Source organism: Arthrobacter sp. UYCu723 (assembly GCF_054059215.1).
This window is the reverse complement of record NZ_JBSSBW010000001.1, coordinates 1,280,687-1,306,854: the sequence shown is the minus strand read 5'-3', so window position 1 is coordinate 1,306,854 and position 26,168 is coordinate 1,280,687. Positions and strand designations below refer to the sequence as shown.

Annotated in this window: 30 protein-coding genes and 3 pseudogenes; 18 read left to right on the top strand and 15 right to left on the bottom strand. The window is 68.7% G+C overall.

What is annotated here, in order from left to right:
- Window positions 1–100 precede the first annotated feature (100 nt).
- The 3 genes and pseudogenes from ACVWZ8_RS06040 to ACVWZ8_RS06030 form a co-directional block, all read right to left on the bottom strand.
- The gene (locus ACVWZ8_RS06040; RefSeq protein WP_456504106.1) at window positions 101–358 is read right to left on the bottom strand and encodes a hypothetical protein; all 258 of its coding nucleotides are present in this window, start codon (window positions 356–358) and stop codon (window positions 101–103) included.
- 67 nt (window positions 359–425) lie between these two features.
- Window positions 426–611, bottom strand: a pseudogene (locus ACVWZ8_RS06035) (DUF302 domain-containing protein); the annotation flags it as partial.
- 12 nt (window positions 612–623) lie between these two features.
- Entirely contained in the window at window positions 624–881 is a 258-nt protein-coding gene (locus ACVWZ8_RS06030) for a metal-sensitive transcriptional regulator (RefSeq protein ID WP_426975770.1), read from the bottom strand.
- Between the two features lie 152 nt (window positions 882–1,033).
- On the opposite strand from ACVWZ8_RS06030, the gene ACVWZ8_RS06025 reads away from it, so the two are divergent.
- From ACVWZ8_RS06025 to ACVWZ8_RS06010, 4 genes and pseudogenes are all read left to right on the top strand, one after another.
- The gene (locus ACVWZ8_RS06025) at window positions 1,034–1,669 is read left to right on the top strand and encodes a rhodanese-like domain-containing protein (protein WP_426975771.1); all 636 of its coding nucleotides are present in this window, start codon (window positions 1,034–1,036) and stop codon (window positions 1,667–1,669) included.
- Complete coding sequence (locus ACVWZ8_RS06020; RefSeq protein ID WP_426975772.1) at window positions 1,666–2,511, top strand: sulfite exporter TauE/SafE family protein; 846 nt, start codon at window positions 1,666–1,668, stop codon at window positions 2,509–2,511. The genes ACVWZ8_RS06025 and ACVWZ8_RS06020 overlap by 4 nt, the downstream gene beginning before the upstream one ends.
- Window positions 2,465–2,713 (top strand): annotated as a pseudogene (locus ACVWZ8_RS06015) (rhodanese-like domain-containing protein); the annotation flags it as partial. The gene ACVWZ8_RS06020 and the pseudogene ACVWZ8_RS06015, both read left to right, overlap by 47 nt.
- 189 nt (window positions 2,714–2,902) lie before the next feature.
- On the top strand, window positions 2,903–4,306 hold the full coding sequence (locus ACVWZ8_RS06010; protein WP_456504105.1) for an MBL fold metallo-hydrolase: 1,404 nt from the start codon (window positions 2,903–2,905) through the stop codon (window positions 4,304–4,306).
- 202 nt (window positions 4,307–4,508) lie between these two features.
- Here the strand turns inward: ACVWZ8_RS06010 and ACVWZ8_RS06005 are convergent, their stop codons facing one another.
- Window positions 4,509–5,816, bottom strand: a complete 1,308-nt coding sequence (locus tag ACVWZ8_RS06005; protein ID WP_426975774.1) for a DUF445 domain-containing protein — start codon at window positions 5,814–5,816, stop codon at window positions 4,509–4,511.
- Between the two features lie 51 nt (window positions 5,817–5,867).
- Between ACVWZ8_RS06005 and ACVWZ8_RS06000 the strand changes: the two genes are divergently transcribed.
- Entirely contained in the window at window positions 5,868–6,767 is a 900-nt protein-coding gene (locus ACVWZ8_RS06000) for a glycerophosphodiester phosphodiesterase (RefSeq protein ID WP_426975775.1), read from the top strand.
- Between the two features lie 16 nt (window positions 6,768–6,783).
- On the opposite strand, the gene ACVWZ8_RS05995 is transcribed toward ACVWZ8_RS06000, so the two are convergent.
- A complete protein-coding gene (locus ACVWZ8_RS05995) occupies window positions 6,784–8,376 on the bottom strand; it encodes an ABC transporter permease (RefSeq protein WP_456504104.1) in 1,593 nt (530 codons plus the stop codon).
- On the bottom strand, window positions 8,369–9,421 hold the full coding sequence (locus ACVWZ8_RS05990) for an ABC transporter ATP-binding protein (RefSeq protein ID WP_456504103.1): 1,053 nt from the start codon (window positions 9,419–9,421) through the stop codon (window positions 8,369–8,371). Before ACVWZ8_RS05990 ends, ACVWZ8_RS05995 begins: the two co-directional genes overlap by 8 nt.
- A gap of 105 nt (window positions 9,422–9,526) precedes the next feature.
- Here ACVWZ8_RS05990 and ACVWZ8_RS05985 point away from each other — a divergent pair, with 105 nt between their 5' ends.
- From ACVWZ8_RS05985 to ACVWZ8_RS05970, 4 genes are all read left to right on the top strand, one after another.
- Window positions 9,527–10,009, top strand: coding sequence for a DoxX family protein (locus ACVWZ8_RS05985; protein ID WP_456504102.1), 483 nt, complete (start codon window positions 9,527–9,529; stop codon window positions 10,007–10,009).
- On the top strand, window positions 10,006–10,770 hold the full coding sequence (locus ACVWZ8_RS05980) for an AzlC family ABC transporter permease (protein ID WP_456504101.1): 765 nt from the start codon (window positions 10,006–10,008) through the stop codon (window positions 10,768–10,770). The genes ACVWZ8_RS05985 and ACVWZ8_RS05980 overlap by 4 nt, the downstream gene beginning before the upstream one ends.
- On the top strand, window positions 10,767–11,078 hold the full coding sequence (locus ACVWZ8_RS05975; protein WP_426975780.1) for an AzlD domain-containing protein: 312 nt from the start codon (window positions 10,767–10,769) through the stop codon (window positions 11,076–11,078). Before ACVWZ8_RS05980 ends, ACVWZ8_RS05975 begins: the two co-directional genes overlap by 4 nt.
- An 86-nt stretch (window positions 11,079–11,164) precedes the next feature.
- Window positions 11,165–11,356 carry a hypothetical protein gene (locus tag ACVWZ8_RS05970; RefSeq protein WP_456504100.1) on the top strand — a complete coding sequence of 64 codons (192 nt, stop codon included), beginning with the start codon at window positions 11,165–11,167 and terminating at the stop codon, window positions 11,354–11,356.
- Window positions 11,357–11,413: 57 nt separating this feature from the next.
- On the opposite strand, the pseudogene ACVWZ8_RS05965 reads toward ACVWZ8_RS05970, so the two are convergent.
- Window positions 11,414–11,524: pseudogene (locus ACVWZ8_RS05965) on the bottom strand (DUF1232 domain-containing protein); the annotation flags it as partial.
- 10 nt (window positions 11,525–11,534) lie between these two features.
- The gene (locus ACVWZ8_RS05960; RefSeq protein WP_426975781.1) at window positions 11,535–12,167 is read right to left on the bottom strand and encodes a TetR/AcrR family transcriptional regulator; all 633 of its coding nucleotides are present in this window, start codon (window positions 12,165–12,167) and stop codon (window positions 11,535–11,537) included.
- Between the two features lie 167 nt (window positions 12,168–12,334).
- Here ACVWZ8_RS05960 and ACVWZ8_RS05955 point away from each other — a divergent pair, with 167 nt between their 5' ends.
- The 3 genes from ACVWZ8_RS05955 to ACVWZ8_RS05945 all read left to right on the top strand — a co-directional run bounded on the left by ACVWZ8_RS05955 (window position 12,335) and on the right by ACVWZ8_RS05945 (window position 14,864).
- A complete protein-coding gene (locus ACVWZ8_RS05955; RefSeq protein ID WP_426975782.1) occupies window positions 12,335–12,700 on the top strand; it encodes a thiamine-binding protein in 366 nt (121 codons plus the stop codon).
- A 68-nt stretch (window positions 12,701–12,768) separates the two neighbouring features.
- Window positions 12,769–13,446, top strand: a complete 678-nt coding sequence (locus ACVWZ8_RS05950) for an O-methyltransferase (protein WP_426975783.1) — start codon at window positions 12,769–12,771, stop codon at window positions 13,444–13,446.
- Between the two features lie 833 nt (window positions 13,447–14,279).
- Window positions 14,280–14,864, top strand: a complete 585-nt coding sequence (locus tag ACVWZ8_RS05945; protein ID WP_456504099.1) for a polysaccharide deacetylase family protein — start codon at window positions 14,280–14,282, stop codon at window positions 14,862–14,864.
- 53 nt (window positions 14,865–14,917) lie between these two features.
- On the opposite strand, the gene ACVWZ8_RS05940 is transcribed toward ACVWZ8_RS05945, so the two are convergent.
- Together ACVWZ8_RS05940 and ACVWZ8_RS05935 are read right to left on the bottom strand one after the other, a co-directional pair.
- A complete protein-coding gene (locus ACVWZ8_RS05940) occupies window positions 14,918–15,919 on the bottom strand; it encodes a zinc-dependent alcohol dehydrogenase family protein (protein WP_426975785.1) in 1,002 nt (333 codons plus the stop codon).
- Window positions 15,920–15,992: 73 nt separating this feature from the next.
- Window positions 15,993–16,922, bottom strand: coding sequence for a universal stress protein (locus ACVWZ8_RS05935; RefSeq protein WP_456504098.1), 930 nt, complete (start codon window positions 16,920–16,922; stop codon window positions 15,993–15,995).
- A 220-nt stretch (window positions 16,923–17,142) separates the two neighbouring features.
- Between ACVWZ8_RS05935 and ACVWZ8_RS05930 the strand changes: the two genes are divergently transcribed.
- Window positions 17,143–18,069: a spermidine synthase gene (locus tag ACVWZ8_RS05930; protein WP_426975787.1), complete on the top strand. Its 927-nt coding sequence runs from the start codon at window positions 17,143–17,145 to the stop codon at window positions 18,067–18,069.
- Here the strand turns inward: ACVWZ8_RS05930 and ACVWZ8_RS05925 are convergent.
- Complete coding sequence (locus ACVWZ8_RS05925; protein WP_426975788.1) at window positions 18,055–18,963, bottom strand: LysR family transcriptional regulator; 909 nt, start codon at window positions 18,961–18,963, stop codon at window positions 18,055–18,057. The two genes, ACVWZ8_RS05930 and ACVWZ8_RS05925, sit on opposite strands and share 15 nt — an antisense overlap.
- 139 nt (window positions 18,964–19,102) lie before the next feature.
- Here ACVWZ8_RS05925 and ACVWZ8_RS05920 point away from each other — a divergent pair, with 139 nt between their 5' ends.
- Window positions 19,103–19,852, top strand: coding sequence for a 3-hydroxybutyrate dehydrogenase (locus tag ACVWZ8_RS05920; RefSeq protein WP_426975789.1), 750 nt, complete (start codon window positions 19,103–19,105; stop codon window positions 19,850–19,852).
- 83 nt (window positions 19,853–19,935) lie between these two features.
- On the opposite strand, the gene ACVWZ8_RS05915 is transcribed toward ACVWZ8_RS05920, so the two are convergent.
- Entirely contained in the window at window positions 19,936–20,571 is a 636-nt protein-coding gene (locus tag ACVWZ8_RS05915; RefSeq protein WP_456504097.1) for a LysE family translocator, read from the bottom strand.
- 39 nt (window positions 20,572–20,610) lie between these two features.
- Window positions 20,611–22,119, bottom strand: a complete 1,509-nt coding sequence (locus ACVWZ8_RS05910; protein ID WP_456504096.1) for an amino acid permease — start codon at window positions 22,117–22,119, stop codon at window positions 20,611–20,613.
- 208 nt (window positions 22,120–22,327) lie between these two features.
- On the opposite strand from ACVWZ8_RS05910, the gene ACVWZ8_RS05905 reads away from it, so the two are divergent.
- Genes ACVWZ8_RS05905 through ACVWZ8_RS05895 form a run of 3 tightly spaced genes read left to right on the top strand, consistent with a single transcriptional unit; the run spans window position 22,328 to window position 23,951 of the window.
- Window positions 22,328–22,756, top strand: coding sequence for a hypothetical protein (locus tag ACVWZ8_RS05905; RefSeq protein WP_426975792.1), 429 nt, complete (start codon window positions 22,328–22,330; stop codon window positions 22,754–22,756).
- The gene (locus ACVWZ8_RS05900) at window positions 22,750–22,983 is read left to right on the top strand and encodes a helix-turn-helix transcriptional regulator (RefSeq protein WP_426975793.1); all 234 of its coding nucleotides are present in this window, start codon (window positions 22,750–22,752) and stop codon (window positions 22,981–22,983) included. The genes ACVWZ8_RS05905 and ACVWZ8_RS05900 overlap by 7 nt, the downstream gene beginning before the upstream one ends.
- On the top strand, window positions 22,980–23,951 hold the full coding sequence (locus tag ACVWZ8_RS05895) for an NAD(P)-dependent alcohol dehydrogenase (protein WP_426975794.1): 972 nt from the start codon (window positions 22,980–22,982) through the stop codon (window positions 23,949–23,951). The genes ACVWZ8_RS05900 and ACVWZ8_RS05895 overlap by 4 nt, the downstream gene beginning before the upstream one ends.
- Before the next feature lie 46 nt (window positions 23,952–23,997).
- On the opposite strand, the gene ACVWZ8_RS05890 is transcribed toward ACVWZ8_RS05895, so the two are convergent.
- Together ACVWZ8_RS05890 and ACVWZ8_RS05885 are read right to left on the bottom strand one after the other, a co-directional pair.
- Window positions 23,998–24,402, bottom strand: a complete 405-nt coding sequence (locus tag ACVWZ8_RS05890) for a hypothetical protein (RefSeq protein WP_456504095.1) — start codon at window positions 24,400–24,402, stop codon at window positions 23,998–24,000.
- Entirely contained in the window at window positions 24,339–24,914 is a 576-nt protein-coding gene (locus tag ACVWZ8_RS05885; protein ID WP_456504094.1) for an SDR family NAD(P)-dependent oxidoreductase, read from the bottom strand. Before ACVWZ8_RS05885 ends, ACVWZ8_RS05890 begins: the two co-directional genes overlap by 64 nt.
- A gap of 320 nt (window positions 24,915–25,234) precedes the next feature.
- Here ACVWZ8_RS05885 and ACVWZ8_RS05880 point away from each other — a divergent pair, with 320 nt between their 5' ends.
- Window positions 25,235–26,020 (top strand): IclR family transcriptional regulator, encoded by a 786-nt coding sequence (locus ACVWZ8_RS05880; protein ID WP_426979791.1) that lies wholly within the window; start codon window positions 25,235–25,237, stop codon window positions 26,018–26,020.
- The last annotated feature ends 148 nt before the right edge of the window (window positions 26,021–26,168 follow it).

The window sequence follows — 26,168 nt, the reverse complement described above, 5'->3', positions numbered from 1 at the left end:
GGTGGCGGCCGGATCCGCGGGCGCGGCGGCGCGTCGGGCGGCAGAAGGCCCTTTGGGGTTCGGACTGAAAGTGAGTGCGGAGCCCCGGGATCCTGTGCTGTCAGCCCGGTATGGTGTGCTCGGGGCTGGTGGCGTAACCCAGGATGTGGGCGACCGCAGGGGCCAGGGGATGGACCGCGAAGCCGAAGCGCCGGCTGTCCCGGATGGTGAACCCGGCTGCAGCGATAGAACTGAGGGTATCCCGGTTGGGGTGGCAACCTCCGGCGATTCGCTGCCATGCCGGGGTGAGCAGGTCTTCGGCCGTGGCGAGCAGGCGATGGGCGGAGCGGACGTGTTCGGAATCGTTGCCGATGCCCATGGTGTCCCCTCTTTCGTTAGGTTTCGTCTGATCTGTCCCTGCCCCCGGCGGCGGCCGGGGGTGTGTTTCAATTCTCGGAAGTTCCGGCGCCGCTCAGGGCGGCCAAGGCTGCGCGGAGTCTGGCGTCGGCGTCGTCGGCGTCGTTGGCGACGTCCCGGATGGACGGACTGTCGCTGAGCTGGACCATGGTCCGCGGGTCGATGGCCTGGATGGGCTTGCCGCGGCGCACGACGGCGTTGCAGGGCAGAAGCGCGCGGGCTGTGTCTCAGGCGAGGGACAGGAAGAGCTTTTCGAGGTCCTTCTTGTCCATGCTGGGGTCTTCGCTTCTGAGGCACTGCTCCAGGCCGGTGGCGATGATCGCGAACCCTGCCCGGTCCAGCGCCTTCGAAACGGCGGCGAGCTGGGTAACGATGTCCTTGCAGTCCCGGCCTTCCTCCAGCATCCGGGTGACTGCGGCGAGCTGGCCCTGGGCACGCTTGAGCCTGTTCACGACGGGGGTCAGTTCTGATGAATCAAGTTGCATGGGATCTCCAAATCACGGGGTGTCTGTCCAAAATTCTATACCCCCGGGGGTGTGTTGACTACCCCCGGGGGTGTGTTGACTACCCCCGGGGGTATCTGTAATACTCGGTGGGGTATCCGGCTGTAGCCAGTAGTTGTCTCGAAAGGACATCCATGACCTCCTCTTCCACGCAAGCTTCGGCATTCCCGGCAGTGACCGCACTGGACCCGGAAACGCTTCACGGCTGGTCCCGGGACCACGAGGACCTGCTCGTGATTGACGTGCGGTCCGGCGCCGAGTTCGAGTCCCTGCATATCCGCGGCTCCTACAACGTGCCCCTTCCGCTGCTCGCCGAGCACACCGGCGAACTGGCTTCCCGGCTGGGCAGCCGCGTCGTGCTGGTCTGCCAGTCCGGAGTCCGCGCCGAACAGGCCCGCCAGCGTCTGGGCGCCGCGGGCATCGACACCGCCTACGTCCTCACCGGCGGGGTTCCGGGATTCGCCGCCGCCGGCGGCGACGTCGTCCGGGGCAAGGGGCGCTGGGACATGGAGCGCCAGGTCCGCCTCGCCGCGGGCTCGCTCGTGGTTCTGGGCCTGGCCGGCGGCCGGTTCGTCTCCCCGAAGGTGAGGATGCTGGCGGGCGCGATCGGCGCCGGCCTGACTTTCTCGGCCGCAACCAACACCTGCGCCATGGGCAAGGCGTTGTCCGCGATGCCGTGGAACAGGGCCGCCACGGAACCCACCCGCGAAAGCGCTATCCTGTCCCTGCCCGGAGCAGGCGGGCGCACCGGACCGGCACAGACGGCATGATTCCGGCCCTGGTTCTGGGGCTTGTCGTCGGAATCGTGCTGGGCGTGGTCGGGGGCGGCGGATCGATCATTGCCGTCCCCGCCCTGGTCTATGGCGTGGGCCTGAGTCCCGCCGAGGCCATCCCCACCTCGCTGCTGGTCGTGGGCTTCTCCTCGCTGGCGGCCCTGGTCCCCCGGATCCGCCAGGGCCTGAACTGGCCGGTCATCCTGCTGGTCGGCGCCGCCGGCATCCCGTCCGCCTGGGCGGGCGCGGCGGTGGGCCGGCTGCTGGATCCGAACATCCTGATGCTCGCCTTCGCGGCCATCATGGTGATCGCCGGAATCCGAATGCTCTCCCACACCGCCGAAACCGAGGGCTCCTGCAGCACAGGCCCGAACCGCGCCTTCCGCTCCTGCGCCCCCAAGGCCATCGCCGTGGGCCTGCTGGTCGGGTTCCTCACCGGGCTCCTGGGTGTCGGCGGCGGATTCCTCCTCACCCCGGCACTGACCCTCTTTCTGGGACTACGGATGAGACAGGCCGTCGGGTCATCACTGGCGATCATCGTGCTCAACTCCGCCTCCGGCTTCAGCGCCCACGCCGCAGGCTTCACGATCGACTGGCCCACCGTGCTGGCCTTCGCCGTCCCCGCCGTCGTCGGCTCCCTGGTAGCGGCCCGCTTTGCCCGCCTCCTCAAGGACAGCCACATCCGCATATCGTTCGCCGTGCTCATCTTCGTCGCCGCCGCCGGGGTGACCGCAAGCACCGTCCTCACCCTGACAAGCACCAACCGGTACAGCGCCGCCAAGGAGATCACCCATGGGACTCATCAGCTCCCTCAAGAACGCATTCACCAAACCGCTTAGGACCATTTCCGTGGCCGAAGCCAAGGAGCTGCTGGCCTCCGGCGCGGCGCTGATCGACGTCCGCTCCGCCCAGGAATGGCGGACCGGGCGTGCGCCCCAGGCCAAGCATGTGCCCCTGGACCGGCTGCAGACCAGCACCACAGGCATCCAAAAAACCCGGCCCGTGATCGCCATGTGCCAGTCCGGCAGCGCCCAGGCCACCCAACAGCAGGCCTACCCCCGCTAAAAAAAGAAGAGGCACTGGACCCGGCATACCCCGGCCCGCCCTCAAACCCTCAGCGGCCCGGGAACCGCACTCTTTGCGGCCTACCCCCGGGGCATTTGAATTGTAGTCAGCAGACGGAGGAAAGGTTCCACCCCGCCTTCCACCGCCCTCACGAAGGAGAGCACCATGCTCATCGAGCGCATTTACGACGAAGATCTCGCCCAGGCCAGCTTCCTCATCGGCTGCCAAAGCAAAGGCGAGGCGGTCGTCGTCGACGCCCGCCGGGACGTAGCGGTCTACCGCGCCCTCGCCGCGGCCAACGGCATGAAGATCGTGGCCGTCACCGAGACCCACATCCACGCGGACTACCTTTCCGGCACGCGGGAACTGGCGGCGGCGACCGGGGCCACGGTCTACGTCTCGGGAGAGGGTGGACCGGACTGGCAGTACGAATTCGACGGCGAACGCCTGCACGACGGCGACAGGATCACCATCGGCAACATCAGCATCCAGGCCCTGCACACCCCCGGCCACACACCCGAACACCTGTCCTTCCTCGTCACCGACGGCGCGTTCAGCGACAAGCCCGGCTACCTGCTCTCCGGAGACTTCGTCTTCTCCGGAGACCTGGGCCGCCCGGACCTGCTGGACGAAGCGGCCGGCGGCGTCGACACCCGCTTCGAAGGCGCCAAGCAGCTCTTCGCCAGCCTCCGGAACAAGTTCCTGACCCTGCCCGACTACGTCCAGGTCCACCCCGGACACGGAGCCGGCAGCGCCTGCGGCAAGGCCCTCGGCGCTATCCCCTCCTCCACCGTCGGCTACGAACGGCTCTACGCCTGGTGGGGCCCCTACCTGACCGCTAACGACGAGCAGGGATTCATCGACGAGCTCCTCAACGGCCAGCCCGAGGCCCATGCCTACTTCGGGCGAATGAAGCGCCAGAACCGGCGGGGCCCGGCCATCATGGGCGAACGCGCCCCGCTGGCAGAGCTCGACCCCGCGACCGTCACTGCCCGGCTTGCCGCCGACGCCGTGACCTTCGTTGACACCCGCCCCAACAACGACGTGCACAAGGGGACCGTGGCCGGAGCCCTGAACATCCCGGCAGGCAAGAGCACCGCCAGTTTCGGCGCCTGGGCCATCGATCCGGAGCGCGACAGCCGCCCGCTCGTGCTGCTGGCAGCAGACCAGGAGCAGGCACATGAAATCTGGGATCACCTGGTACGGGTCGGCATCGACAAAGTGAACGGCTACGTGACCAGCCTCCAGGGCCTGCCTGCCAGCACACCGCAGCTAATCCAGCCCGAAGAACTCGAGGGCTTCGATATGGCCCTCCTGCTGGACGTCCGCGCCAGGACCGAGCACACCGCCGGACACATCCCCGGCTCCCGCCATCTGAACGGCGGCCGCGTGCTGTGGAACTTGGACCAGCTGCCCGGCGCCGGCACCATCGTGTCCTACTGCCAGAGTGGGGTCCGGAACTCCGTCGTGGCCAGTACCTTGCGCCGCGAAGGCTACGACGTCGTCGAACTCGACGGCAGCTACGCCGTCTGGGCCGCGCGGCAGGACGCCCCGGCCCCGGCCCGCTAACCGACGGCAGCACCACAAACAGATATCCACCAGCTTCAAACAGATATCCACCAGCTTCGGCGGTGGTTCAGGACACCGGACCGCCGCCGATGACGGCTGCCGACGCCTCCGACGCTTCAGGTGCCGGGAAGCGGCACCGGCCCCCGGAACACAAAAAGCCAGGAGCGGCTCATCCATGCCTCTTGACAACCGGACCTACATATCAGCCGAACACCAGGTGGGCCACGGTGAAGATGGCCAGCCCGGCGAGGGCGCCCACCACGGTGCCGTTGATCCGGATGAACTGCAGATCCCTGCCGACCTGGAGCTCGATCTTCTGCGAGGTTTCCTCGGCGTCCCAGCGGCCCACGGTATCGGTGATCACGCCGGCGATGTCAGAGCGGTAGGTCTTCACGAGGTAGCCCGCGGCGTCGCCAATCCACTTGTTCACCTTGCCGGCCAGCTCGGGATCGACCACCAGCCGGGTGCCGAAATCGTGCACGGCCGCCTTGAACCTGACGGTCAGCTCGCTGTGCGGATCGTCGACGGCGGTGAGCAGCGCCGCCTTGACCGTGCCCCAGGTGCGGGAGGCGAGTTCCCGGACCTCCGGGTCGCCGAGCACTTGGGCCTTGATGCCCTCGGCACGGGCGATCATGACCGGGTCATGCTGCAGGTCCTGCGCGAGTTCCTGGAGGTATTTGTCGATGGACTTCCGGACCTGGTGCTGTGGATCGGACTGCACCGCGCGGGTGAACTTCAGGATCTCCACGTAGACCTTGTCTCCCACGAGCCCGTCCACGAACGTGGGCACCCACGTCGGAGAACGGTCGGTGACGAGCCTGCTGACGGTCTCGTGGTTGTCCCGCACCCAGTCCACCGTGCGGTCAACGAGCAGGTCCACGAGCGCGTGGTGGTGCCCGTCGTCGAGGATCCGTTGCGCGAGCCGGCCCACCGGAGGTCCCCACGGCGGAGTGAGCAGATGTTTGCGGACCATGCCCTCGATCACGGCCTGGACGTCGTCGTCGTTCAACACCGTGAACGCGCCGCGGATGACGGCGGCACCTTCCTTGGCGACGCGCTCGGCGCCGCCGGGCCCGGACAGCCAGGCGCCCGCCTTGCGGGCGATGTCCACGGAGGCCAGCTTCTCCTGGACCACCTTCTCGGAGAGGAAATTGGTCTCCACGAATTCGCCCAGCGAGGCGCCGATCTGGTCCTTGCGGCGCGGAATGATGGCGGTGTGCGGGATCTTGAGACCCATCGGGTACTTGAACAGGGCCGTGACGGCGAACCAGTCGGCGAGGGCGCCCACCATGCCGCCCTCGGCTGCCGCCCGGACGTATTCGAGCCACGGATACTGCTTCTGCAGGGCGAAGGCCGCCACGAAGATGACGGCCATGACGATCAGCAGCGACACCGCCAGCAGCTTCATCTTCCGCAGCGCCACGGCCTTCTCGGCGTCGGCCGCGTTGAGCCGGTGTTCGACGGCGGCGCCGGACCCGGGCCGGGCGGATCGATCAGTGTTCACCTGCATGTGCCCAGCCTAGCCGTGCTTGAGGCAGGCCCGGTCCGCTAACGTGGCACCATGACGACTGACGAGTGCCGCGCCGCCCGTCCGCTGGTCTACGCGCACCGGGGCTCCAGCGAAGCCTTCGCCGAGCACACCCGCGCCGCCTACCTGCAGGCCATCGCCGAGGGCGCGGACGGTGTCGAGTGCGACGTCCACCTGACCCGGGACCAGCACGCCGTGCTGCTGCACGACGCCAACCTGGACCGCACCTCGGATGGCACCGGGCCCGTCGCGGACCGGACCCTCCAAGAGCTCCGCCGGCTGGATTTCTCCTCCTGGCGGGGCGCCAGGATTCCCGCCGAATACGGTGGTGTATCGACCCAGTTCCTGACCCTTCCCGAGCTGCTGGACATCCTCCGGGAGGTGGACCGGGAGATCGGCCTCGCGATCGAGCTCAAGCACCCGAGCCCCTACCAGCTCAAGCTCGAAGACCGCGTCCTCGAGGTCCTGAGGGCCGAGGGGTGGAATCCCGATACGTCGATGCTGGGCAACATCAAGGTGTCCTTCATGAGCTTCAGCCCGGATGCGGTGAAGCACCTGCTCAAGTCCGTACCGGCTGAGGCCGTCTGCCAGCTCATCGACGACATCGACGTGGAGGAAATCCGCGAAGAACTCGGCCTCGGGGCGCTCACCGGCGGTGCGCTGGCAAATGTCATGAAGGCGGCCCAGACCGAGGGAGGGCGGATCCTGGACGACTGCGAGGTCGGCATGGCCGGACCCGGCATCGACTACGTCCGCAAGCACTCGCGGACCGTCCGGCGCTGGCTCGACTCCGGACGCCGGTTCCGGGTCTGGACCGTGGACTCGGACAACGACGTCGCCCTCTGCCAGGGTCTGGGCATCCAGGAGATCACCACGAACAGGCCGGCGCAGGTCCTCGCCCAGCTCTCGGCGGGCAGCCAGCGGCTTCGCTGAGTGCCGGCGCCCGGGCTCAGGCGGCGAGGTCCCGGCGCCGCCAGCCGAGGTAGCCGAGGGCGGCAAGCACCGCAGCGGCTGCCGTGAGGCCGGCCAGCTCACCCATCGAGCCGGACCCCACGGGGAGCAGCGGGGAATGCCGGAACGGGGAAAGATCCATCAGCCATTGGGGTGCGTTCCAGAGCACGCCGAACTCGCCTAGTGCGACGAAGGCGAACAGCAGCCCCCAGACAGCGCCGGCGAATCTCGGCGCCCAACCGAACACGGTCAGGGCGGCGCTCGTCATGACCCAGGCCGCCGGGATCTGGGCCAGGGCAGCCGCCGTGGACCGGCCCAGCTGGTCGACGTCCAGGAGGACGGAGGCGGCTCCGGCGCCGATGGACAGCCCGGCGAGCAGCATCAGGGCGCTGACTCCCGCCAGGGCAGCCGCATAGTGGCTGCTCGCCCAGCGGACGCGGGTGGTGGCGGTGACGAGGAGAGCTTCGGTATGGCCTGCGGCCTCCTCGCTGCGCAGGTGGTTCGCTGCGGACACGCCATAGACGGCTGCGAGGAGCCCCATGATGCTGATCTCGGCGGCGAGGAAAGCATCGTTAAGGGCCTGCCGCCCGCCCAGCTGCGTGATCAGGTCCTGGGCAGTGGGGGAACTCAGAAGCTCCGCCACGTTCCCGACCAGCGAGCCGATCACCACGCCGAAGAGCACGAACGCCACGGCCCAGGCAACCCAGATCCGCAGCTGCAAGCGGACCGCCAGGTCCCAGACACCGGACAAGGAGCCACGGACCGGCCCCGGGCCCGCCTCGCGGAGGCCGGAGCCAAGGTCGCGCCGGGCCCGGAGGGCGCGGGCTGCCGGCACCAGCACTACGGTCAGGGCCAGCGGGAGGGCCAGCACCCACCAGTGATCCCCGGCGAAGGCCCGGACCTGCTGGTTCCAACCGATGGGGGAGAGCCAGGCCAATACCGAAGGTCCCGGTTCGGCGAGGTCGCCGACGGCGCGAAGGGCGTAGGTGACGGAGACGACGCCGATGCCAAGGCCGGTGGCGGCCCGGGCGCTCGCGGTCAGCTGGGCCGTCACCCCGGCGACGGCGCTGAAGGCCATCCCGGTGGCGGCCCAGCCCAGCCCGAACACCATTGACCCGGTTGCCGGGAGGCCGCCGGCAATCAGCGCGGCGGCGGAGAGCAGCCCGAGGGCCAGGCTGGCACCGAAGCTGATCGCCAGGGCGGACACGAGCGGGGCATCGCGGCCGAGCCTGCCGCCGCCGAGCAGCTCCAGGCGCCCGCTCTCCTCGTCGGCGCGGGTATGCCGGACCGTCAGAATCACCATGAGGACGGCCAGGATGGCCGTCATGAAGGCGGTGTATTTGATCAGCGAGAGCGCCCCGAGCGAGGACGGATCATAGATCCGTCCGAACATCGCCACCATCGAGGCCGTGGCGTTCAGGGCAGTAGCGGCCTCGACGCGGCTGGCGACTTCCGGATAAAGCTCGGCGCCGGCCGCCGCCGTCGAATAGGCGATCAGGGCAAAACCGAGGATCCAGACCGGCAGCAGCCAGCGGTCCCGCCGCAGTGCAAGCCGGATGAGCTCACCGGTCCCGGCCAGCGTCTCACGCATCGCCGGACCGGCCCGTTCCCGAGCCAGCGGTTCCTGAACCTACGGTTCCCGGGCCAGCGGTCCCTGAACCTACGGTTCCCGGGCCTGCGGTTCCCGGGCCAGCGGTCCCTGAACCTACGGTTCCCGGGCCTGCGGTTCCCGAACCGGAAACTCCCGCCCCGGCGGCGGCACCGTAGTGCCGCAGGAACACGTCCTCCAGCGTCGGCGGCTGGCTCGTGAGTGACTGCAGGCCCGCCGCGGTCAACGCCTGCATGAGCTGGTTCAGCCCGGAGGGCTCCACCTGGGCGTTGATCCGGTGGCTGGTGACCACGACGTCGTGGACTCCCGGCAGGAGGTCGAGGCCTTGAGGCACGGTTGCGACGTCGGCGGTGACGGACGTCCGGGTCAGGTGCCGCAGCTGCTGCAGCGGGCCGGTCTCCACCACGCGGCCGGCGCGGATGATGCTGACCCGGTCCGAGAGCGCCTCAGCTTCACTCAGGATGTGGCTGCTCAGCAGCACGGTGCGCCCCCGGGCGCGCAGTTCGCGGACGAAGCCGCGGAAGGCGTCCTCCATCAGCGGATCCAGTCCGCTGGTGGGCTCATCGAGGAGGAAGAGTTCGGCGTCGGTGGCGAGCGCGGCGACGAGGGCCACCTTTTGCCGGTTGCCCTTGGAGTAGGTGCGCGATTTCTTGCCCGGATCCAACTCGAAGAGCTCCAGCAGCCGGTCCCGCCGGACCCGGTCCTGGCCGCCCTGCAGCCGGCCGAGCAAATCGATCACCTCGCCGCCGGTCAGGTTCGGCCAGAGGGCGACGTCACCGGGGACGTAGGCGAGCCGGCGGTGCAGCGACGCCACCTCGCGCCAGGGGTCCATACCCAGCACCCGGATGGAGCCTGCATTGGCATGCAGCAGCCCCAGAAGCAGCCGCAGGGTGGTCGACTTCCCGGCTCCGTTGGGGCCGAGGAATCCGTGCACCTCGCCCGCGACGACCTCGAAATCCAGGCCGTCGAGGGCAGTCACAGTTCCGAAACGCTTTACGACGCCGGTCATCTCCACGACACTGCTCATAGTCAACAAGGTACGCCGCATCGGGGCGCGGGACCCCGGCCCTAAGACCCGTCCGCGGAGCACTCGCGGTTTCAGCGGGGTCCGTGGCTGTGATTGAGTTGTTGCATGCCATTTCGCTGGTCCGGCCGGGCCACCCAGACGCTTGCCGCGGCTGCCCTGAGCGCGTTGCTGCTGGCCAGCGCCGGAAAGCACTTCCGGGAGCCGGAGTTCTTTGACCAGGTGGTTCCGGACTTCCTTTGCCGCGACGACTCCGGTGCCGGGCCCAACGGTCCGCTCGCGGTGCTGTCCCGGCAGGAATGGGTTGCCGTGTGCGGGCTGCTGGAAGCCGGCGCCGCCGTCGGACTCCTGATCCCGGCCACGCGCCCGGCGGCGGCCGGCTGCGTCACCGCCCTGTTCACGCTCTTTCTGGCCGGGCACGTCGACGCCCTGCGCCGGGCCTATGGACCGGACGGCACGCCCCGCCAGCGCCGGGTCCACGCCCTGCGCCTCCCGCTGCAGGCACCGCTGATGGCCTGGGCCTGGAGCCCCACGAAGCCGGGGGCCGGCCAACCGGCCCTGCCGAAAACCGTCCCGGGGCGGCGGCCATGAAGTTCCTGCAGTCCCCGGCCGTGCGGGTGGGGCTCTCGATCAGCATCGCCACGGGCCTCTATGGCGTGTCTTTTGGTGCCTTGTCGGTCACCTCGGGGCTGGACTTCTGGCAGACCATGGCCCTGAGCCTGCTGCTCTTCAGCGGCGGTTCGCAGTTCGCCTTCATCGGCGTGGTGGCCGGAGGCGGCTCCGGCGTCGCCGCGATGGGGGCGGCCACGCTGCTGGGCATGCGCAACGGGATTTACGGCATGCAGATCAACGCCCTGCTCCGGCCACGCGGCTGGCTCAGGTTCGCCGCCGCCCACGTGACGATCGACGAGTCCACCGCCACCAGCACCGGGCAGACGGATCCGATCGAACAGAGGCGCGGCTTCTGGACGGCAGGCCTCGGCATCTTCGTGTTGTGGAACGTGTTCACCGCGGTCGGCGCGCTCGCGGGAGCCGCCCTGGGCGACCCCAAGCAGTGGGGTCTCGACGGCGCCGCGGTGGCGGCGTTCCTGGGCCTGCTCTGGCCGCGGCTGAAGGGCCGCGAACCGGTGGCGATCGCCGTCGTGTGCGCGCTGGCCACGGTGCTTGCCGTCCCGTTCGTGCCCGCCGGGGTGCCGATCCTGGTGGCCGCCGTGGTGGCAGCGGGAATCGGCTGGCTGAGCCACGGCCGCAGTGACGAAGGCCTGGAACCGGATGTGGATCCCTATGCGGCGCATCACCCCGCCCACCCCTCTTCCCGTCCCTCTTCCCGTCCCTCAGGGGATACCCCATGAGCCTGTGGCTGTGGCTGCTCCTCGCCTGCCTGCTGGGCTATGCCTGGAAACTGCTCGGCTATCTGGTTCCCGCCAGCCTGCTCCGCGATCCCCGGATGTCCAGGATCGCCGGCACCATGACCATCGGGCTGCTGGCATCCCTGACCATCGTGAACGCGGTGGCTTCGGGCCAGTCGTTGGCGCTGGACGCCCGGCTGGGGGCGCTGGCGGCGGCCGGCGTCGCCTTGTGTTTCCGGGCGCCGTTCCTTGTGGTGGTCCTCGCCGGTGCCGGCGCCGCCGCCGGGCTTCGGCTGCTGGGCTGGAGCTAGCAGGGCCGCCGCATACCGCCGTCGTACCGGGCCGTAACGGTCTTTAGTCCCTACTTACCCCGGATGCCCCATGGGAGCATTCGAATATGAGCGACAACGACGTTCCGGAGCGGGGTGCAGCCGGTAAGGGGCAGCACCCCAAACCGCACGAGCCTCATGTCCCCCCGGGACCTGAGTCCACCCGGGAACTGCGCGAGATGGCACGCCGCCGCCGCGAGGCCGAGGAGAAGCTGCAGCACCATCTCCAGGAAGCCAAAGAGAAGCCGGCGGAGGACTGAAGCGGAGAATCCGGCTTTCGTAGCGCAGGAGCTTTCGGAGCGCAGGACCAGGGCCGCCATGATGACATCGTCGGCGTAGCCGATCACGGGCAGGAAGTCCGGCACCGGGTCGATCGGTGACGGCAGGAACGTAGCAGACCGCCGACAATTCCGCCGATGGTCTCCCACGCCACCGGCGCTAGCCGAGTACGGCGTCGAACGCCGTGCTCGGCAGCGGCCCCTGCGGCGGCAGCGGCCGGTGCGGCCGTTCCGTGCGGATGGCGTCCTCGACCAGGGCCACGGGGCGGCGCCAGGCGTCCGAGCCGGCCTCCATGGTGTCCACGACGCCGATCAGCATGGCCAGGAGCCGGATCAGGTCCGTCATCGAAATGTCGCTGCGCAGGGTTCCCTGGCCCTGTCCGCGGCCGAGCAGCACGGCTACGGATTCGATCAGGTCACCGGTGATGCCGGTCAACAGGCCACGCCGGCCGGCGACGGCGCCGAGCAGGTTGGCCTCCTCGCTGGCGACGCCCATCAGCGCGTCGATCACGCGGAAGAGCCCGTCGGCGGCATCCGGGTTGGCAAGGGCCTCCTCGATGACTGGACCCACCAGCAGTCCGAGCTGCCGGTGCAATGCTGCGAGGACCAGTTCTTCTTTGTCCGCAAAGTTCCGGAACAGGGTGGCGGGTCCCACCCCGGCGGTCACGGCGATGGTCTGCAGCGGGACTTCCGGGCCGTGCTCGCGGAAGCATTGCCGGGCCGCCGTGATGATCTTGTCCACATTGCGCGCGGCGTCCGCGCGGAGCGGCCTGCCTTCTATAACCCGGTTCATTTGCTCAGGGTAGCAACGCAAAGGTTGAGTAAACCTGTTACCGACGCGTAGTGCCCAAGATGACGATTGCCGGGCCGGAACCGGTCCCGGCACCGGTGCCGGAACGGGTGCCGGAACGGGCCCCGACGGGTGCCGACGGTCTCCTGGCGGCATGAAAGACTGGGACCATGTTGCTTGCATTTTCTGTCGCCCCCTCCGGCCGGCCCGCACCCGGCGCCTCGTCCGGCCCAACAGATTCCTCCGCCGCGGCGGACGAGGCCTCGGTCCACGACGCAGTCGCCGAGGCGGTGCGGATCGTCCGGGAGTCCGGGCTGCCCAACCACACCGATTCGATGTTCACCACTATCGAAGGCGAATGGGACGAGGTCTTCGCGGTGGTGAAGCGCGCCACGGAGGCCGTCGGACGCTACGGCAGCCGTGTCTCGCTCGTCATCAAAGCGGACATCCGCCCGGGCTACTCGGGGGAACTTACCGGCAAACTGGAACGTCTCGAAGCTGCGATCGGCGAGGCCAAGGCCCCCGGCCAGGGCTAAAACACCGGAGGTTGGGAGGTTCCGGCCGGACGCTACCGCCGGGCCCGCCCAGCTGGAAGACTGGGGGCATGATCGAGCATCAGTCCACCGCCCGCTGGATCGCCGTCGAGGACTTCCTGTCCGACGTCGTGGTCCGTCCGGACAGCTCCCTGAAACGCGCCGTGACAAGTGCCCTTGAAGCGGGCCTGCCACCCATCGAGGTGACGGCCAATGCCGGCAAGCTGCTCAAGCTGCTGGTCCAGCTCTCCGGTGCCCGCCGCGTGCTGGAGATCGGTACGCTGGCCGGCTTCAGCACCATCTGGATGGCCCAGGGGCTGCCCGACGGCGGCAAGCTGGTCACCTGCGAATTCCTTCCCAAGCATGCCGAAGTGGCCCGCGCAAATGTCGACGACGCCGGACTCGGCCACAAGGTGGAGGTCCGGGTCGGCGCGGCGCTGGACACTCTGCAGGCCCTCCAGGACGAGGGCGCCGAGCCGTTCGATTTCGTCTTCATCGACGCGGACAAAGAAAACGACGCACACTACCTTGACTGGTCCATCAGGCTCGGCCGGCCCGGCACCACGGTGGTCATGGACAACGTGGTCTGGGAAGGCGCCGTGCTGGACCCGGCCCTCGATACCGTCAACGCGCCCGGCATCATCAGTGCGCTGCAGATGATGGGCGAGGACCCGCGGCTGGACGCCACCGTGATCCAGACCGTGGGCTCGAAGGGCTGGGACGGCTTCGCCCTGGCGCTCGTCCGCTAGATCGTGCGCCGGCATCCGGGGTTCTGTGCGGCTGCCCGGCGACCGGCACGGGGCAAGCGGGCTGTAAGCCCCACCCGTTCACTGCAACCTGACGACCCCGATCCGTGGGTCCCCGCGGCGGCATTCGCGGCGACACGGACACCATCCTGTATTAGCGCTCAGTCCTGGTTTGCGAGGCCGACGATGGTCCGGGCCAGAACGTTGATGCCATCGGACTGACCGCCCACGGGCCGGACGGTGATCTGGGCCCCAACCTTGAGGTGGTCACCGATATGAGCAAGACCCGTCTTGCGACTTCACCGGCTACCGCCGAACGGACGACTCCTTCATCCTCCTGTTCGACCGGTACCGGGCCTCCTGATTCCGGCAATGTCATAGACAGGCCCGCGGCCCGGCCATGAGCGCGCGGGCCTTTCAGCCCTAGGCGGGCCCGGGCCCGTGGTGCCACAGTGAACCATGTGGTCGATTTTTTCCGACCGGCGGCGCGTGCTGGCTGCTGGGGCTGCTGTGGCGCTCGTGGTAGCCGCGGTGTTCGTGGCTCTCGCCTTCTCCATGCGCCCCCCGGCTGCCGAGCCGACTGCCACGCCGACGGCCCCGGTTACGGGGACGCCGACCGGAAAATCGGCCACCCGGACGCCGGGTACGTCGGCCAGCCCGCCGCCGTCGGAAACTTTGGTTCCCGCCCCAAGCGGGTCGGTCCCCGCTGAGCCGGCCCCAGCACCACCGGCCCCGGAGCCACCGGCACAGGGCCCGCTTGTACCTCCGCCCCCGCGGCGCGGTTCCCCGCCGCGCTCGCCGGCCGCGACCTCGAGCTCATCCCCGGTGCCGGCCGGGTGGTGGTCCTGACGTTCGACGCCGGAGCCAACTCGGCAGGGCTACCCAGCATCCTGCAGACGCTTGGTGCCACCGGCGTGCGCGGCACGTTCTTCCTGACCGGCAGCTGGGCCGGCGCCAACCCGGCGGGAGTCGCGGCGATCGTGGCCGGGGGCCACCGCGTGGGCAACCATTCGATGACGCATCCGGGCTTCACCGGACTCTCGGACGCTGCGATCGGGGACCAGCTGGTCCGGGCGCAGCAGGCAATCCAAGCCGCCGGCGGGGATCCCCGGCCTTTGTTCCGGTTCCCCTTCGGTGAACGCGATGCCCGGACCATCGCCACAGTGAACACCCTCGGCTACCTGCCGGTTCGCTGGACCGTGGACTCGCTTGGCTGGAAAGGCACCAGCGGAGGGATCACGGCGCAGGTGGTGGCGGACCGGGTCCTCGGGCAGCTGCGGCCGGGGGAGATCGTCCTGATGCACGTCGGCTCCAATCCCGACGACGGGACCACGCTGGACGCCGACGCCCTGTTACAGATCATCAACCGGATCCGGCAGGCCGGCTACGGTTTCACCACCCTCGCTGCGCTGCTGGATTAGCGATCCGTGGACTGCCGCGGCCCACTCCGGCGAGGACTGGGTCAGGTACCGGCTCAGGTCATGAGCAGCACGGCGGCCCCGGTGATCCGGCCCTCCGCCAGGTCCAGCAGCGCTTTGTCCGCGGAGGCGAAGGGATACGCCACCGTGGTGGGGTGGAGTGGGATCTCGGCGGCGATGCGGAAGAACTCCTCGCCGTCGGCACGGGTGTTGGCCGTGACGCTTCGGAGCTGGCGTTCCTGGAATAGTTCCCTGGCGTAGTTCAGCGGCGGAATATCGCTTAAGTAGATGCCCGCGACGGCGAGGGTCCCGCCGCGGTCCAGGGCGCGAAGCGCCACCGGCACCAGGCCGCCCGCCGGCGCGAAGAGGATCGCGGAGTCCAGCGGGTCCGGCGGATCCTCCTCCGCGCCGCCGGCGAATGTGGCGCCCAGCTCGAGGGCAAGACGCCGGGCGTCCTCTGACCGGGTCATGACGTACACGCGTGCACCCCGGTACAGGGCGATTTGGGTGGCCAGATGCGCGGACCCGCCGAAACCATAGATCCCCAGCCGGCCGCCGATGGGCAGCTCCGCCCGGGCCAGGGCGCGGTAGCCGATGATCCCGGCGCAGAGCAGGGGCGCTGCCTCCTCGTCCGTAAAGACGTCCGGAATCCGGTAGGCGAACTGCTCGGCCACGGTGATCAGCTCGGCATAGCCGCCGTCGCGGTCCCACCCGGTGAAGGTGGGGGACAGGCAGAGGTTTTCTTCACCGCGCAGGCAGAACCGGCAGGAACCGCAGGTCCCGCCCAGCCACGCCACACCGACGCGCTCCCCGGGCCTGAACCGCCTGGCCCGCGTGCCGCAGCGGAGTACTTCGCCGACGACTTCGTGGCCGGGAATGGTTCCGGCGTGCTTCGGCTCCAGCTCACCCTCCGCCAGGTGGAGGTCCGTCCGGCACACCCCGCAGACCCGCACCCTCAACAGCACCTCGCCGGGGCGGGGCCGGGGGTCCGGGCACTCGCCTGCAACCAGGGGGCCGCTTCTGATCGGTCCCGGCTGAGCAACCCGCCAGGCTCGCACGGCGCTCTCCTCTCCTCGCGCTTCCGGTCCCGTACAGCCGTGGCCGCTGAGGCGGCATTCCGGCGTAACGGGATCAGCGGGTGATCAGCACGTTGCAGCGTGCTTTGTGCAGCACTGCGGAGACGGTGTTGCCGGGACCGCCCTCGCGATTGTGGGTTCCAATCACCAGTACGTCCGCGTCGCTTGCCGCTGCGAGCAGCTCCTTGGACGCGGAATGGCCTTGAACCAGCTTGCCGGAGACCGCCAGCTCCGGGGCCAGCTTCACAGCGTCAGCCAGGGCGTGGTCCAGCAGCTCCTGACCATGGAGCGGGGCATGGCGGCCATGCTCTTCGCGGTCCGCTTCGCGTGACTGGTCGATGTGGATCAGCTGCAGGGAGGTGCCGAGCGCGGTCGCGAGCCGGACGGCACCGGCCAGTGCCGCCGAAGCCCGGGACGTCGCGTCGATCCCCACCACCACGGGGCTCCCGGGGCTGCGCGGACGCCGGATGACCATCAGCGGGCAGGGGGAGGAACCGGCCAGATCCAGGCAGACCGAACCGGCCAGCTGGCCCAGCACGCCGCCGATGCCGAGGCTGCCGACCACAAGGAGGCGCGCGTCCCGGGCAGCGCTGCGCAGGACCTGCGCCGGGAGCCCGGCTTCGATGACGCCGTCGACGTCGGCCCCGCCGCCGGCTAGGGTCCCGGCGCTGGCTGGGGTCCCGGCGCTGGCTGGGGTCCCGGCCCCGGCGTCGGTCGTGGCGAGCGGGCGGTAGGCCTGGCGCCCCAGCTCGATGCCTTCGGCCAGGATGGTTTCGGCCGAGTGCCGCAGCCCGCTGCCTTCCACGCCCTTGACCGGGCCGAGGTTTTTGGTGAACACCGGCCAGACCCAGGCGTGGATGACGCGGAGCGGCGACCGTACGGTGACCGCGTAGTCGGCGGCCCATCTCACGGCCTGCTGCGCGGCCTCGGACCCGTCGTAGCCCACAGCCACGGTACTGCGTCCCTGCCCTGCTGCGGGTGCCAAATGCTGCCTCCCGGGTCGTCGTCCCTACCCTGCCCCCAGCGTTACTTGCCCCCAGTAGAGCGCAGGACGCCCGGCCGGGCTAGGGGCTTTGGTCCCGCGAGGAGGCCCTGAACGGCGGCGATTTTCCTGCGGTGATCGCCATCGGCGCCGCCGCCTCAGGCCCCAGCCGCTGCGGCCCGGTGAACTAGGCTTGAAACATGAGCAAAACGGTGGACGACTGATGGCGAAGCGGGGCAGGGCGGCCGGCCGGAACACCGGAAACACGACGCCGGGAGTTGTGGAAGTGCCCAAGGGCAGCCGCCCGGACGGTCCGGTTGAAGGCATCTACTACATCGACACCGGTGACTGCGAGCTGATCGCGGACCAGGACAACTCCACCGGCTGGTTGCTGCGCATCAACGGCGTGATGAGCTCCCACATTGACCTCGCCGATCCGCTGTTCCTCGACTTCGAGTACATGCGCTGGATCTCCGCGCTGGTGGAATCGCGCTGGCCCCGGGAGACGAAGCCGAAGCTGCGCGCCCTGCACCTCGGCGGGGGAGCTTGCTCCCTGGCCCGTTACTTCCACGCCGCCTACCCTGAGGCCCGCCAGGTCGTCGTCGAACTGGACGGCAGACTCGCCGAATACGTCCGCGGCTGGTTCGACCTGCCCAAAGCCCCGTTGCTGCGCCTGCGCGTGGGGGAAGCCCGCGAGGTCACCGAGAGCCTCACCCCGCAGACTCGGGATGTGATCATCCGCGATGTCTTCGCCGGCTCCGTGACGCCCAGGACGCTCACCACCCGGGAGTTCAACGAGCACGCCAGGGCTGTCCTGGCTCCCGGCGGGATCTACATAGTGAACTCGGGTGACGCCCCGGATTTGAAGAACTCCCGCGAGGATGCCGCCACCATCGCGGATGCCTTCAAGCACACCGTGATCATTGCCGACCCGGCAATGCTCAAGGGCCGGCGCTACGGAAACATGATCATGGCCGGAAGCGACGTTCCGTTCGACGACGACCCCCAGTTGGCGAGGCGGCTGCTCGGCGGTGCGGTGCCCGCCCACATCTGGGACGACGCGAAAGTCCGCGCCTTCGCCGCCGGCGCCCCGGTCCGGCACGACCCGAAAGTTCCGATGGCCGCAATGCCGGAATCACCCGCGGGCTGAGCCCCGGCCCATGAGCGCCTCGCGGTGGTCCGCGGTCTGTAGGCGCAGTGCCTGCGCCACCGCCGCCACGGCCGGTCGACGCATGGAATCGGGACGCAGCACCATCCAGTACGGCAGCAGTTCGGCGAAGGACCCGGGCAGGAGCCGGACGAGGTCCGGGTGCAGATCCGCCGCGAAGCAGGGCAGGAAGCCGATCCCGGCGCCGGCGCGGGTCGCCTCCACGTGGACAAACACGTTGGTGGAACTCAGCCCCTCCCGCATAGTCGGCACCAGCCGGCGCGGGGCGTCCAGATCGTCCACCTGTTGCATGGAATCGACAAAGTAGACGAGGGGGTGGGCGGTCAGTTCCGCCACCGTGGCGGGGGTGCCATATTCGGCCAGATAGTCGCGCGAGGCATACATTCCGAGCATGTATTCGCCGAGCCGTGCAGCCGCGGCCCGGTGCACCTGCGGCTCTCCGACCACCACCTCGATGTCCAGGCCGGAGCGCTGCTGGAGCGCCCGCCGGGTCACGGTAATGATCTCGACGCTGAGACCGGGATGCTCGCGGCGCAGCCGGGCCACTGCGGGGGCGGCGATGTAGGCGCTGAAGCCGTCCGTGGCGGTCATCCGGACGACGCCGGTGATCGGGTCCGGGGTGCTCCCGGGCTGTTCGAGGGGCTGGATGGCAGCTTCCACCTGTTCGGCTACCCGCACGGCTTCGGCGCCGAGGTCCGTGAGCTCCCAGCCGCCGGCGGCGCGGGACAGGACCCGGCCGCCCAAAGCCTTCTCAAGGGCCGCTATCCGCCGGGAAACAGTGGTGTGGTTCAACCCGAGGGCCTGGGCCGCCGTCGTGAACTTCGCGGAACGGGAGACGGCCAGCAGCACCAGCAGGTCGTCGGGGTTTGCGGTCATATCTGCAATTCTGCACATAAGGGGTGCTGCTTTGACCATTGAATCGCCGACTTTCTGCGGCAATACTCAGTGAAGCTGCTCAGTGCCGTGCATCCTGCCTCGCCTGGGCCGTTAAAAATGCGAACTGAGGAGTGCAGACATGGAGAGCAGCTTGAACGGCCGCAAGGCCCTCGTCACCGGCGGAGCCGGCGGGATCGGGGCTGCAAGCGTCCGCGCCCTGGCGGCGCGGGGCGCCAAAGTGGTGATCGCGGATGTCGACGACGCCGCGGCCTCCGCCCTCGCGGATGAAGTGGGCGGAACGGCCTGGGCTGTCGACCTGCTCGACGTCGAGGCGCTCGAGGCCCTCAGCCTGGACTGCGACATCCTCGTCAACAACGCCGGAATCCAGCGGATCAGTCCCATCGAAAACTTCGATCCGGCCGACTTCCGCCGCATCATCAAGCTCATGCTGGAGGCGCCGTTCCTGCTGATCCGGGCCGCCCTGCCGCACATGTATGCCAACGGCTTCGGCAGGATCATCAACCTGTCCTCCGTGCACGGCCTGCGGGGCTCGCCGTTCAAGAGCGCCTACGTCTCCGCCAAGCATGGACTGGAAGGGCTAAGCAAGGTGACGGCGCTGGAGGGCGGCGCCCACGGCGTCACGTCCAACTGCATCAACCCGGGCTACGTCCGGACGCCGCTGGTCGAGTCGCAGATTGCCGACCAAGCCAAGGTGCACGGCATTCCGGAATCCGAGGTGCTGGCGAAGATCATGCTGACCGAATCCGCGGTGAAGCGGCTTGTGGAGCCGGAGGAGGTGGCGTCCCTCGTGGCGTGGCTCGCCTCGGACGACGCCGGTATGGTCACCGGCGCCAGCTACACCATGGACGGCGGCTGGTCGGCAAGGTAGCTTGCTGCACCCTTCGACGACGCCGAGGTGACAGTTGGCGCCCGTGTTCCTCGGGAATATGGGCGCCAACTGTCACCTCGGCGCTAGTTCTTGTTGCCGAAAAGCGCCAGGGTGCCGCCCAGCCCGATCATCATCACACCACCGGTGGTGCCCAGGGCGGCGATCCTCCGGGGCGAACTGGCGAACCAGTGGCGGGCGGTCCCGGCCGCGAGGGCCCATGCGCTGTCCGAGATCAGGGCGATCAGCAGGAACAGCGCCCCGAGTGTACCTAGCTGCAGCGGAATCGCACCGGCCTGATAGTCCACGAACTGCGGGAGCACCGCCACGAAGAAGATAATGGACTTAGGGTTGGTGGCGCCGACGATGAACCCTTCCCGGAGCACGCGGAACGTGGATGCCGAGCGGGATGGGTCTGCCGCCGCCGGACCACCTCCGCGGTGCCGGATCGCCTGGATGCCGAGGAAAATGAGGTAGGCGGCGCCGGCGATTTTAACCACGCTGAACAGCAGCACGGACTGGGCCAGCACCACCCCGACGCCCACCGCCACCGCGGCGATCTGCAGCAGTTCGCCGAGTGCGTTACCCAGCACGCTCAGCAGGCCGCCCTTGCGTCCCAGGGCCAGCGTCCGTCCGATCACGAACAGCACGCTGGGCCCGGGAACGGCAATGATAACGAAGGCGGCAATCGCGAAAGTCAGCAGGTTGGCGGCGGGGACCATGCCCGATCGTAACTCCGGGCGGCCCCCAGCGGGAGGCCCCTAACGTGCCGCCGGAACCTGCGGAACCTGCGCGGTCGTGTCCGCGGTCTCGTCCGCGAGTTCGGCCCGGACCCGGCCGTGGCCGCGGACCCAGAGGCGGTACGCAACCACGAGCAGTCCGAGCCAGACGGCGCCCACGTAGAGCGCCACCCGGGTGTCCTCAAAGGCGCCGAGGATTCCGATGACGAGGGCCATGAAGACGATGGTCAGCACGGAAGCCGCAGGCCACCACGGGGAGGGGAATTCCGACTCCGGCAGTCCCTTGCGGGAGATCTCGCGCTTCATCGCGACGTGGGAGGCCAGGATCATCACCCAGACCCAGACGGTGGCGAAGGTGGCGATCGAGGCGATCAGCAGGAACACGTCCTCCGGGATGACGGCATTCAGGACCACGCCCACCAGCAGGATGCCGGCCATCATCACCACGGTCAGCCAGGGCACGCCGTGCCGGGAGACCTTGCCGAAGCTGGCGGGGGCGTGCCCCTGCCGGGCCAGCCCGAAGAGGATCCGGCCGGCGCCGAAGATGTCGCTGTTGATCGCGGAGAGCGCGGCAGTGATCACCACGGCGTTGAGGATGTGGGGCGCGGCCGGAATGCCCAGGCCGCTGAAGATCTGCACGAACGGGCTGCCGCTGGTGCCGATCTCATTCCACGGGAACAGGCTCATGAGCACGCCGAGGGTGAGCACATAGAACAGCAGCACCCGCACCGGAACCGTGTTGACGGCCTTCGGGATGACCGACTTCGGATCGGCTGCCTCGCCGGCCGTGACGCCGATCGTCTCGATCCCGCCGAAGGCGAACATCACGACGGCGAACGAGGCCAGAAGTCCTTCGAAACCGTTGGGGAAGAGCCCGCCGTGTTCCACGAGGTTGCCCAGGCCCGGGGCCACGGTGGCGCCACCTGCCTGGAAGCCGAACACGATGATGGCGGCCCCGCCGGCGATCATGGCGATGATCGCCACCACCTTGATCAGCGAGAACCAGAATTCGAGTTCGCCGAAGACTTTCACGCTGAGCAGGTTCAACGCCGCGAGGAAGAAGATGATGGCCAGGACCCAGATCCAGCGTTCCACCTCGGGGAACCAGAAGCCCATGTAGATGCTGAAGGCGGTGACGTCCGCGATGGCCACGATCGCCATCTCGAACACGTAGGTCCAGCCGGTCACGAAGCCGGCCAACGGGCCGAGGTACCGGCTCGCATACTGGCCGAAGGAGCCGGACACCGGGTGCCGCACCGCCATCTCGCCCAGGGCCCGCATCACCATGAAGACGGCGGCGCCGCCGATCATGTAGGCGAAAAGCACGGCCGGGCCCGCCTTCTGGATGGCCGAGGCGGAGCCGTAGAACAGCCCGGTGCCGATGGCCGAGCCGAGGGCCATGAAGCGGATGTGCCGGACGTTGAGTCCCCGGCTCAAGACGGTCTCGACGGCGGCGCCGACGGTTCTGCCGGCGCTCCCGGCCTGGGCTGAACGGGGTGCTGCCTCGGCGGCGGTTTGGGCTTGTTGCATGCGAATACCTTCTCGTCATTGGGAGGGGGATCGCTATCCAGCAGACCATGTCCGGCGGAGCTGTGATGAGCCTCACGGGCAACCGGTGTCTTTGATCTCAGACTGCGCGGCCGGAGGGGCAATTTTCTTCGACGTCGAAAACCCTTGACACCATGTCAAAGTTTCTTTACCTTTAGGGATGTCAGCTTTGTTTTACATGGGAGCGGAAATGTCCTTTGAAGAGAAGAGCGCCTGGGTCATGGGGGTGCTGGCGGTAGCGGCCTATGCCGTATACCTCGCTATCGTGTTCGGACTGTCCGGGTCCACGCCGTTGACCGAGGTGCCGTACGTGGCGCCGCTGCTGTGGACGGTCGGAGGATCGATCGTGGCCTCCATCGTGCTGCACACCGCGATCCGGGCGTTCTCGGCCAAAGAAGCCGGCATCAAGGATCAGCGCGACAAGGAGATCTACCGCTTCGGTGAGTCAGTCGGCCAGTCCTTCCTCGTCGTCGGGGGAGTGGCGGCCCTGATCATGGCGATGGCTGAGGCGGACCACTTCTGGATCGCGAATGCCATTTACCTGGCCTTCTTCCTCTCGGCGATCCTGGGCTCCGTGGCGAAGATTGTGGCCTATCGCCGGGGCTTCCAGCCATGGTGAAGCCGACCAGGGTCACGAACTCGATCCGCCGCCTGCGGTTTGAGCGTGGCGAGCTGACCCAGGCGGAGCTTGCGGAGCGCATCGGCGTCACCCGACAGACCGTCATCGCCATCGAACAGGGCCGCTACTCGCCCTCGCTCGAGCTGGCATTCCAGATCGCCCACGTCCTCAGGGTTCCCCTCGACGATGTGTTCCAGTACCCCGACCCTGAAGGAGAAGCACCATGAAAGCGATCATCCAAGACGTATACGGTTCCACGGAGGTCCTGGAGCTGCGCGACGTCGACAAGCCGGTGCCCGGCGACGACGAGGTGCTCATCCGGGTCCATGCGGCCGGCGTCGACCAGGGGGTCTGGCACCTCATGACCGGACTGCCGTACCTGACCCGCGCCGTCGGCTTCGGGCTGCGGGCACCCAAGACCGGCATCCGCGGTCGGGAGGTTGCCGGCGAAGTGGAAGCGATCGGCAGGAACGTCGTGGGATTCCGTCCCGGTGACGAAGTCTTTGGCACGTGTGAGGGCTCCTTTGCCGAATATGCGTGCGCCAAGGAGGGAAAACTGGCGCTGAAGCCGGCGAACCTCAGCTTTGAGCAGGCGGCCGCCGTGCCCGTCTCCGCAGTCACGGCGCTCCAGGGGCTCCGCGACAGCGGGCAGGTCCGGCCAGGACAGGAAGTCCTGATCATCGGTGCGGGTGGAGGCGTCGGCGCCTACGCCGTGCAGCTGGGCAAGGCGTTCGGGGCGCAGGTCACGGGCGTGTGCAGCACCGGGAAGCTGGAGCTGGTCCGCTCAGTCGGCGCGGACCACGTCATCGACTACAAGCACGACGACTTCGCCGACGGCCGGAAACAGTACGACCTCATTCTCGACACGGCGGGCAACCGCCCGCTCTCCGTCCTCCGGCGGGCACTCAAGCCGCACGGAACCCTGGTCATCGTCGGCGGGGAAGGCGGCGGAAAATGGACCGGCGGCTTCGGGCGCTCGCTTCGTGCCGCAGCGCTGTCCCTCTTCCTGGGCCAGAAGCTCAAGGGGCTCCTGGCGGTCGAACGCGCCCAGGACCTCCGCGCCCTGGCGGAACTCATCGAAGCAGGCACCGTGAAGCCGGTCATCGACCGGAGCTTCGCCCTGGCTGACGCCCCGGCCGCGATCCAGTACATGCACGATGGCAAGGCCCGTGGCAAGGTGGTTGTCACGGTCTGAGCGGCCGGCCCAAGGCTCTGAATGTCTGCCGGAAACACCGGAATACTCACCGGTACCCGGAGGCGTCCGCCGGAAGCCCGGCATCCTGCACTTCCACCAGGTACCGCCAGCAGTCGGGCTGGGAGCCGTCGACGTCGGTGAAGCCGTACTCGCGTGACAGGCCGCCGGAGGAGTAGGAGCCGCCGCGGCGGTGAACTACTTCGGGGTCCGCGGCGAGGGCCGCGACCGCACGACCGACGAACCGCGGGCTTTCCGAGATCGCGGCAAAATGCGGCTGGATGGCGGCGGCGTCCCGCCAGTTCCCCTCGCTGACGCCGAAGGCTTCAAGCATCATCTCGGAGCGCATCCAGCCGGGGGTGAGGGCCACCGCGGCGCAGCCGTAGGGTTTCAGATCCTCGGCCTGGCTGAAGGCGAGGCGGAGCACGGCAGTCTTGACCAGGTCGTAGAACACGGACACGCGGTAGTGCCCGGCGTTGTACTCGCGGGTCCCGTCGGTATCTCCACCACAAGCCCGCCGGGTCGCCGGATGAGCAGCGGCAGCGCGAAATGGCTCGTGACCAGGTGCGTGTCGACGCCCGTGTGCAGCATCCGGAGCCCGGCCTCCAGATCCTGGGCCCACAGCGGGGTGTTCCACCGGATGAGGTTTTCGCCGCCCCAGATGTCGTTGACCAGAATGTCCAGCCGGCCCTGTTCGGCGTCGATCCGCTGGACCAGTGCCCCCACCTGGCCCGGCTCGCGGTGGTCGACGGCGACGGCGATCCCCGCGCCACCGGCAGCGGTCACCAGCTCGGCCGTCTCTTCGATGGTTTCCGGCCGGTCGTAGTCGGAGCGCCGGCCCAGCGCCGAGCGGCCGGTGCAGTACACCGTTGCCCCGGCCTCCCCGAGGGCGACGGCGGTCCCGCGGCCTGCGCCGCGGGTGGCCCCGGCCACCAGGGCCACTTTGCCCGAGAGGTCCGGTTTCATGCCTTCCCCCGTCGTTCGTCAGACCGTCAGCCGCGACTTGTTCAACGGCAATCGAAACACCCCTGGGTCCGGGCGGGCTAGGGGCGGAAGGCCCGCCGGCGCCCTGGGAAGTGTCTGGAATTCCAGACACCTTACGGTCACCCGCCCTGTCCGGGAACCGCGGAAGGGCGCATGCTTAAGTACGGGATACCGGACACAACCCATTTCGAAGAGGACCGATGCCAACCACCAGCACAGCCTTGAGCGGCACTTCCATGAGCGGTACTGCCGCGGATGCCGCCGTCGTCGAACCCTCGCCCCAGCCGGCCGCCGCCAGGACCATGTCCAAGGCGACGTCCAAGGTGCCGGCGGCGGAGAACACCCTGCGCATCCTCAAACTGCTGGCCTCAAAGCGCGGGCCGATGGCGGCGTCGAACATTGCCACGGCACTGGGCCTGCCGCGCTCCAGCGTCTACCACCTGCTCGGCGTGATGGAGGCAAACGGGTTCGTGCTGCACCTGCACGAGGAGCAGCGGTACGGCCTGGGCATCAGCGCCTTCGAGCTCAGTTCCGCCTATTCGAGGCAGGAACCGCTGTCCAGGCTGGGCCGGCCGATGCTCGCCTCGCTCGTGGACGTGATCGGCGAAAGCGCCCATCTCGCCGTGCTCCACGGCCGGGATGTGCTCTACATCGTGGAGGAGCGGGCCAAGAACCGCCCCTCGCTGGTGACCGACGTCGGCGTCCGGCTCCCCAGTCACCTCACCGCCAGCGGGCGCGCCATCCTCGCCGCTCTGCCGAAATCCCAGGTCCGCGCGCTGTACCCGAACGCCGCCGCGTTCACGGCCCGGCACGACATGGAAGGTGCCATCATGAAGTACTCGGCGCTGTCCTCGCACCTGGACCAGGTCCGGCAGCGCGGGTACGCCACCGAGCACGGCGAGGTGACGCCCGGATTCGGGTCGATCGCCGCGGCCGTCACGGACCACGTGGGCTGGCCGACGGCGGCAGTCGCCGTGACCTTCCTGGAGGACAAGCTGCCAGCGGATCAGTGGCCCGCCCTGGCCGCGCGGGTGCAGAAGGTCGCGGACGAGCTCTCGGTCCGGATCCACGGCCGCCGCTCCGCCTGATCCCTGTCCGCACGCCCCGCACGCCTTTTGCCCCGCACGCCCCGCCCTCCGAGTTGCGCTATCACTTAGGGCTCCCATTTGCCCGTTTTAGCGACCGGAAGTGATGGCGCAACGGGCGAGAGGGGTGGGTCTGGAATCCCGGACAGCA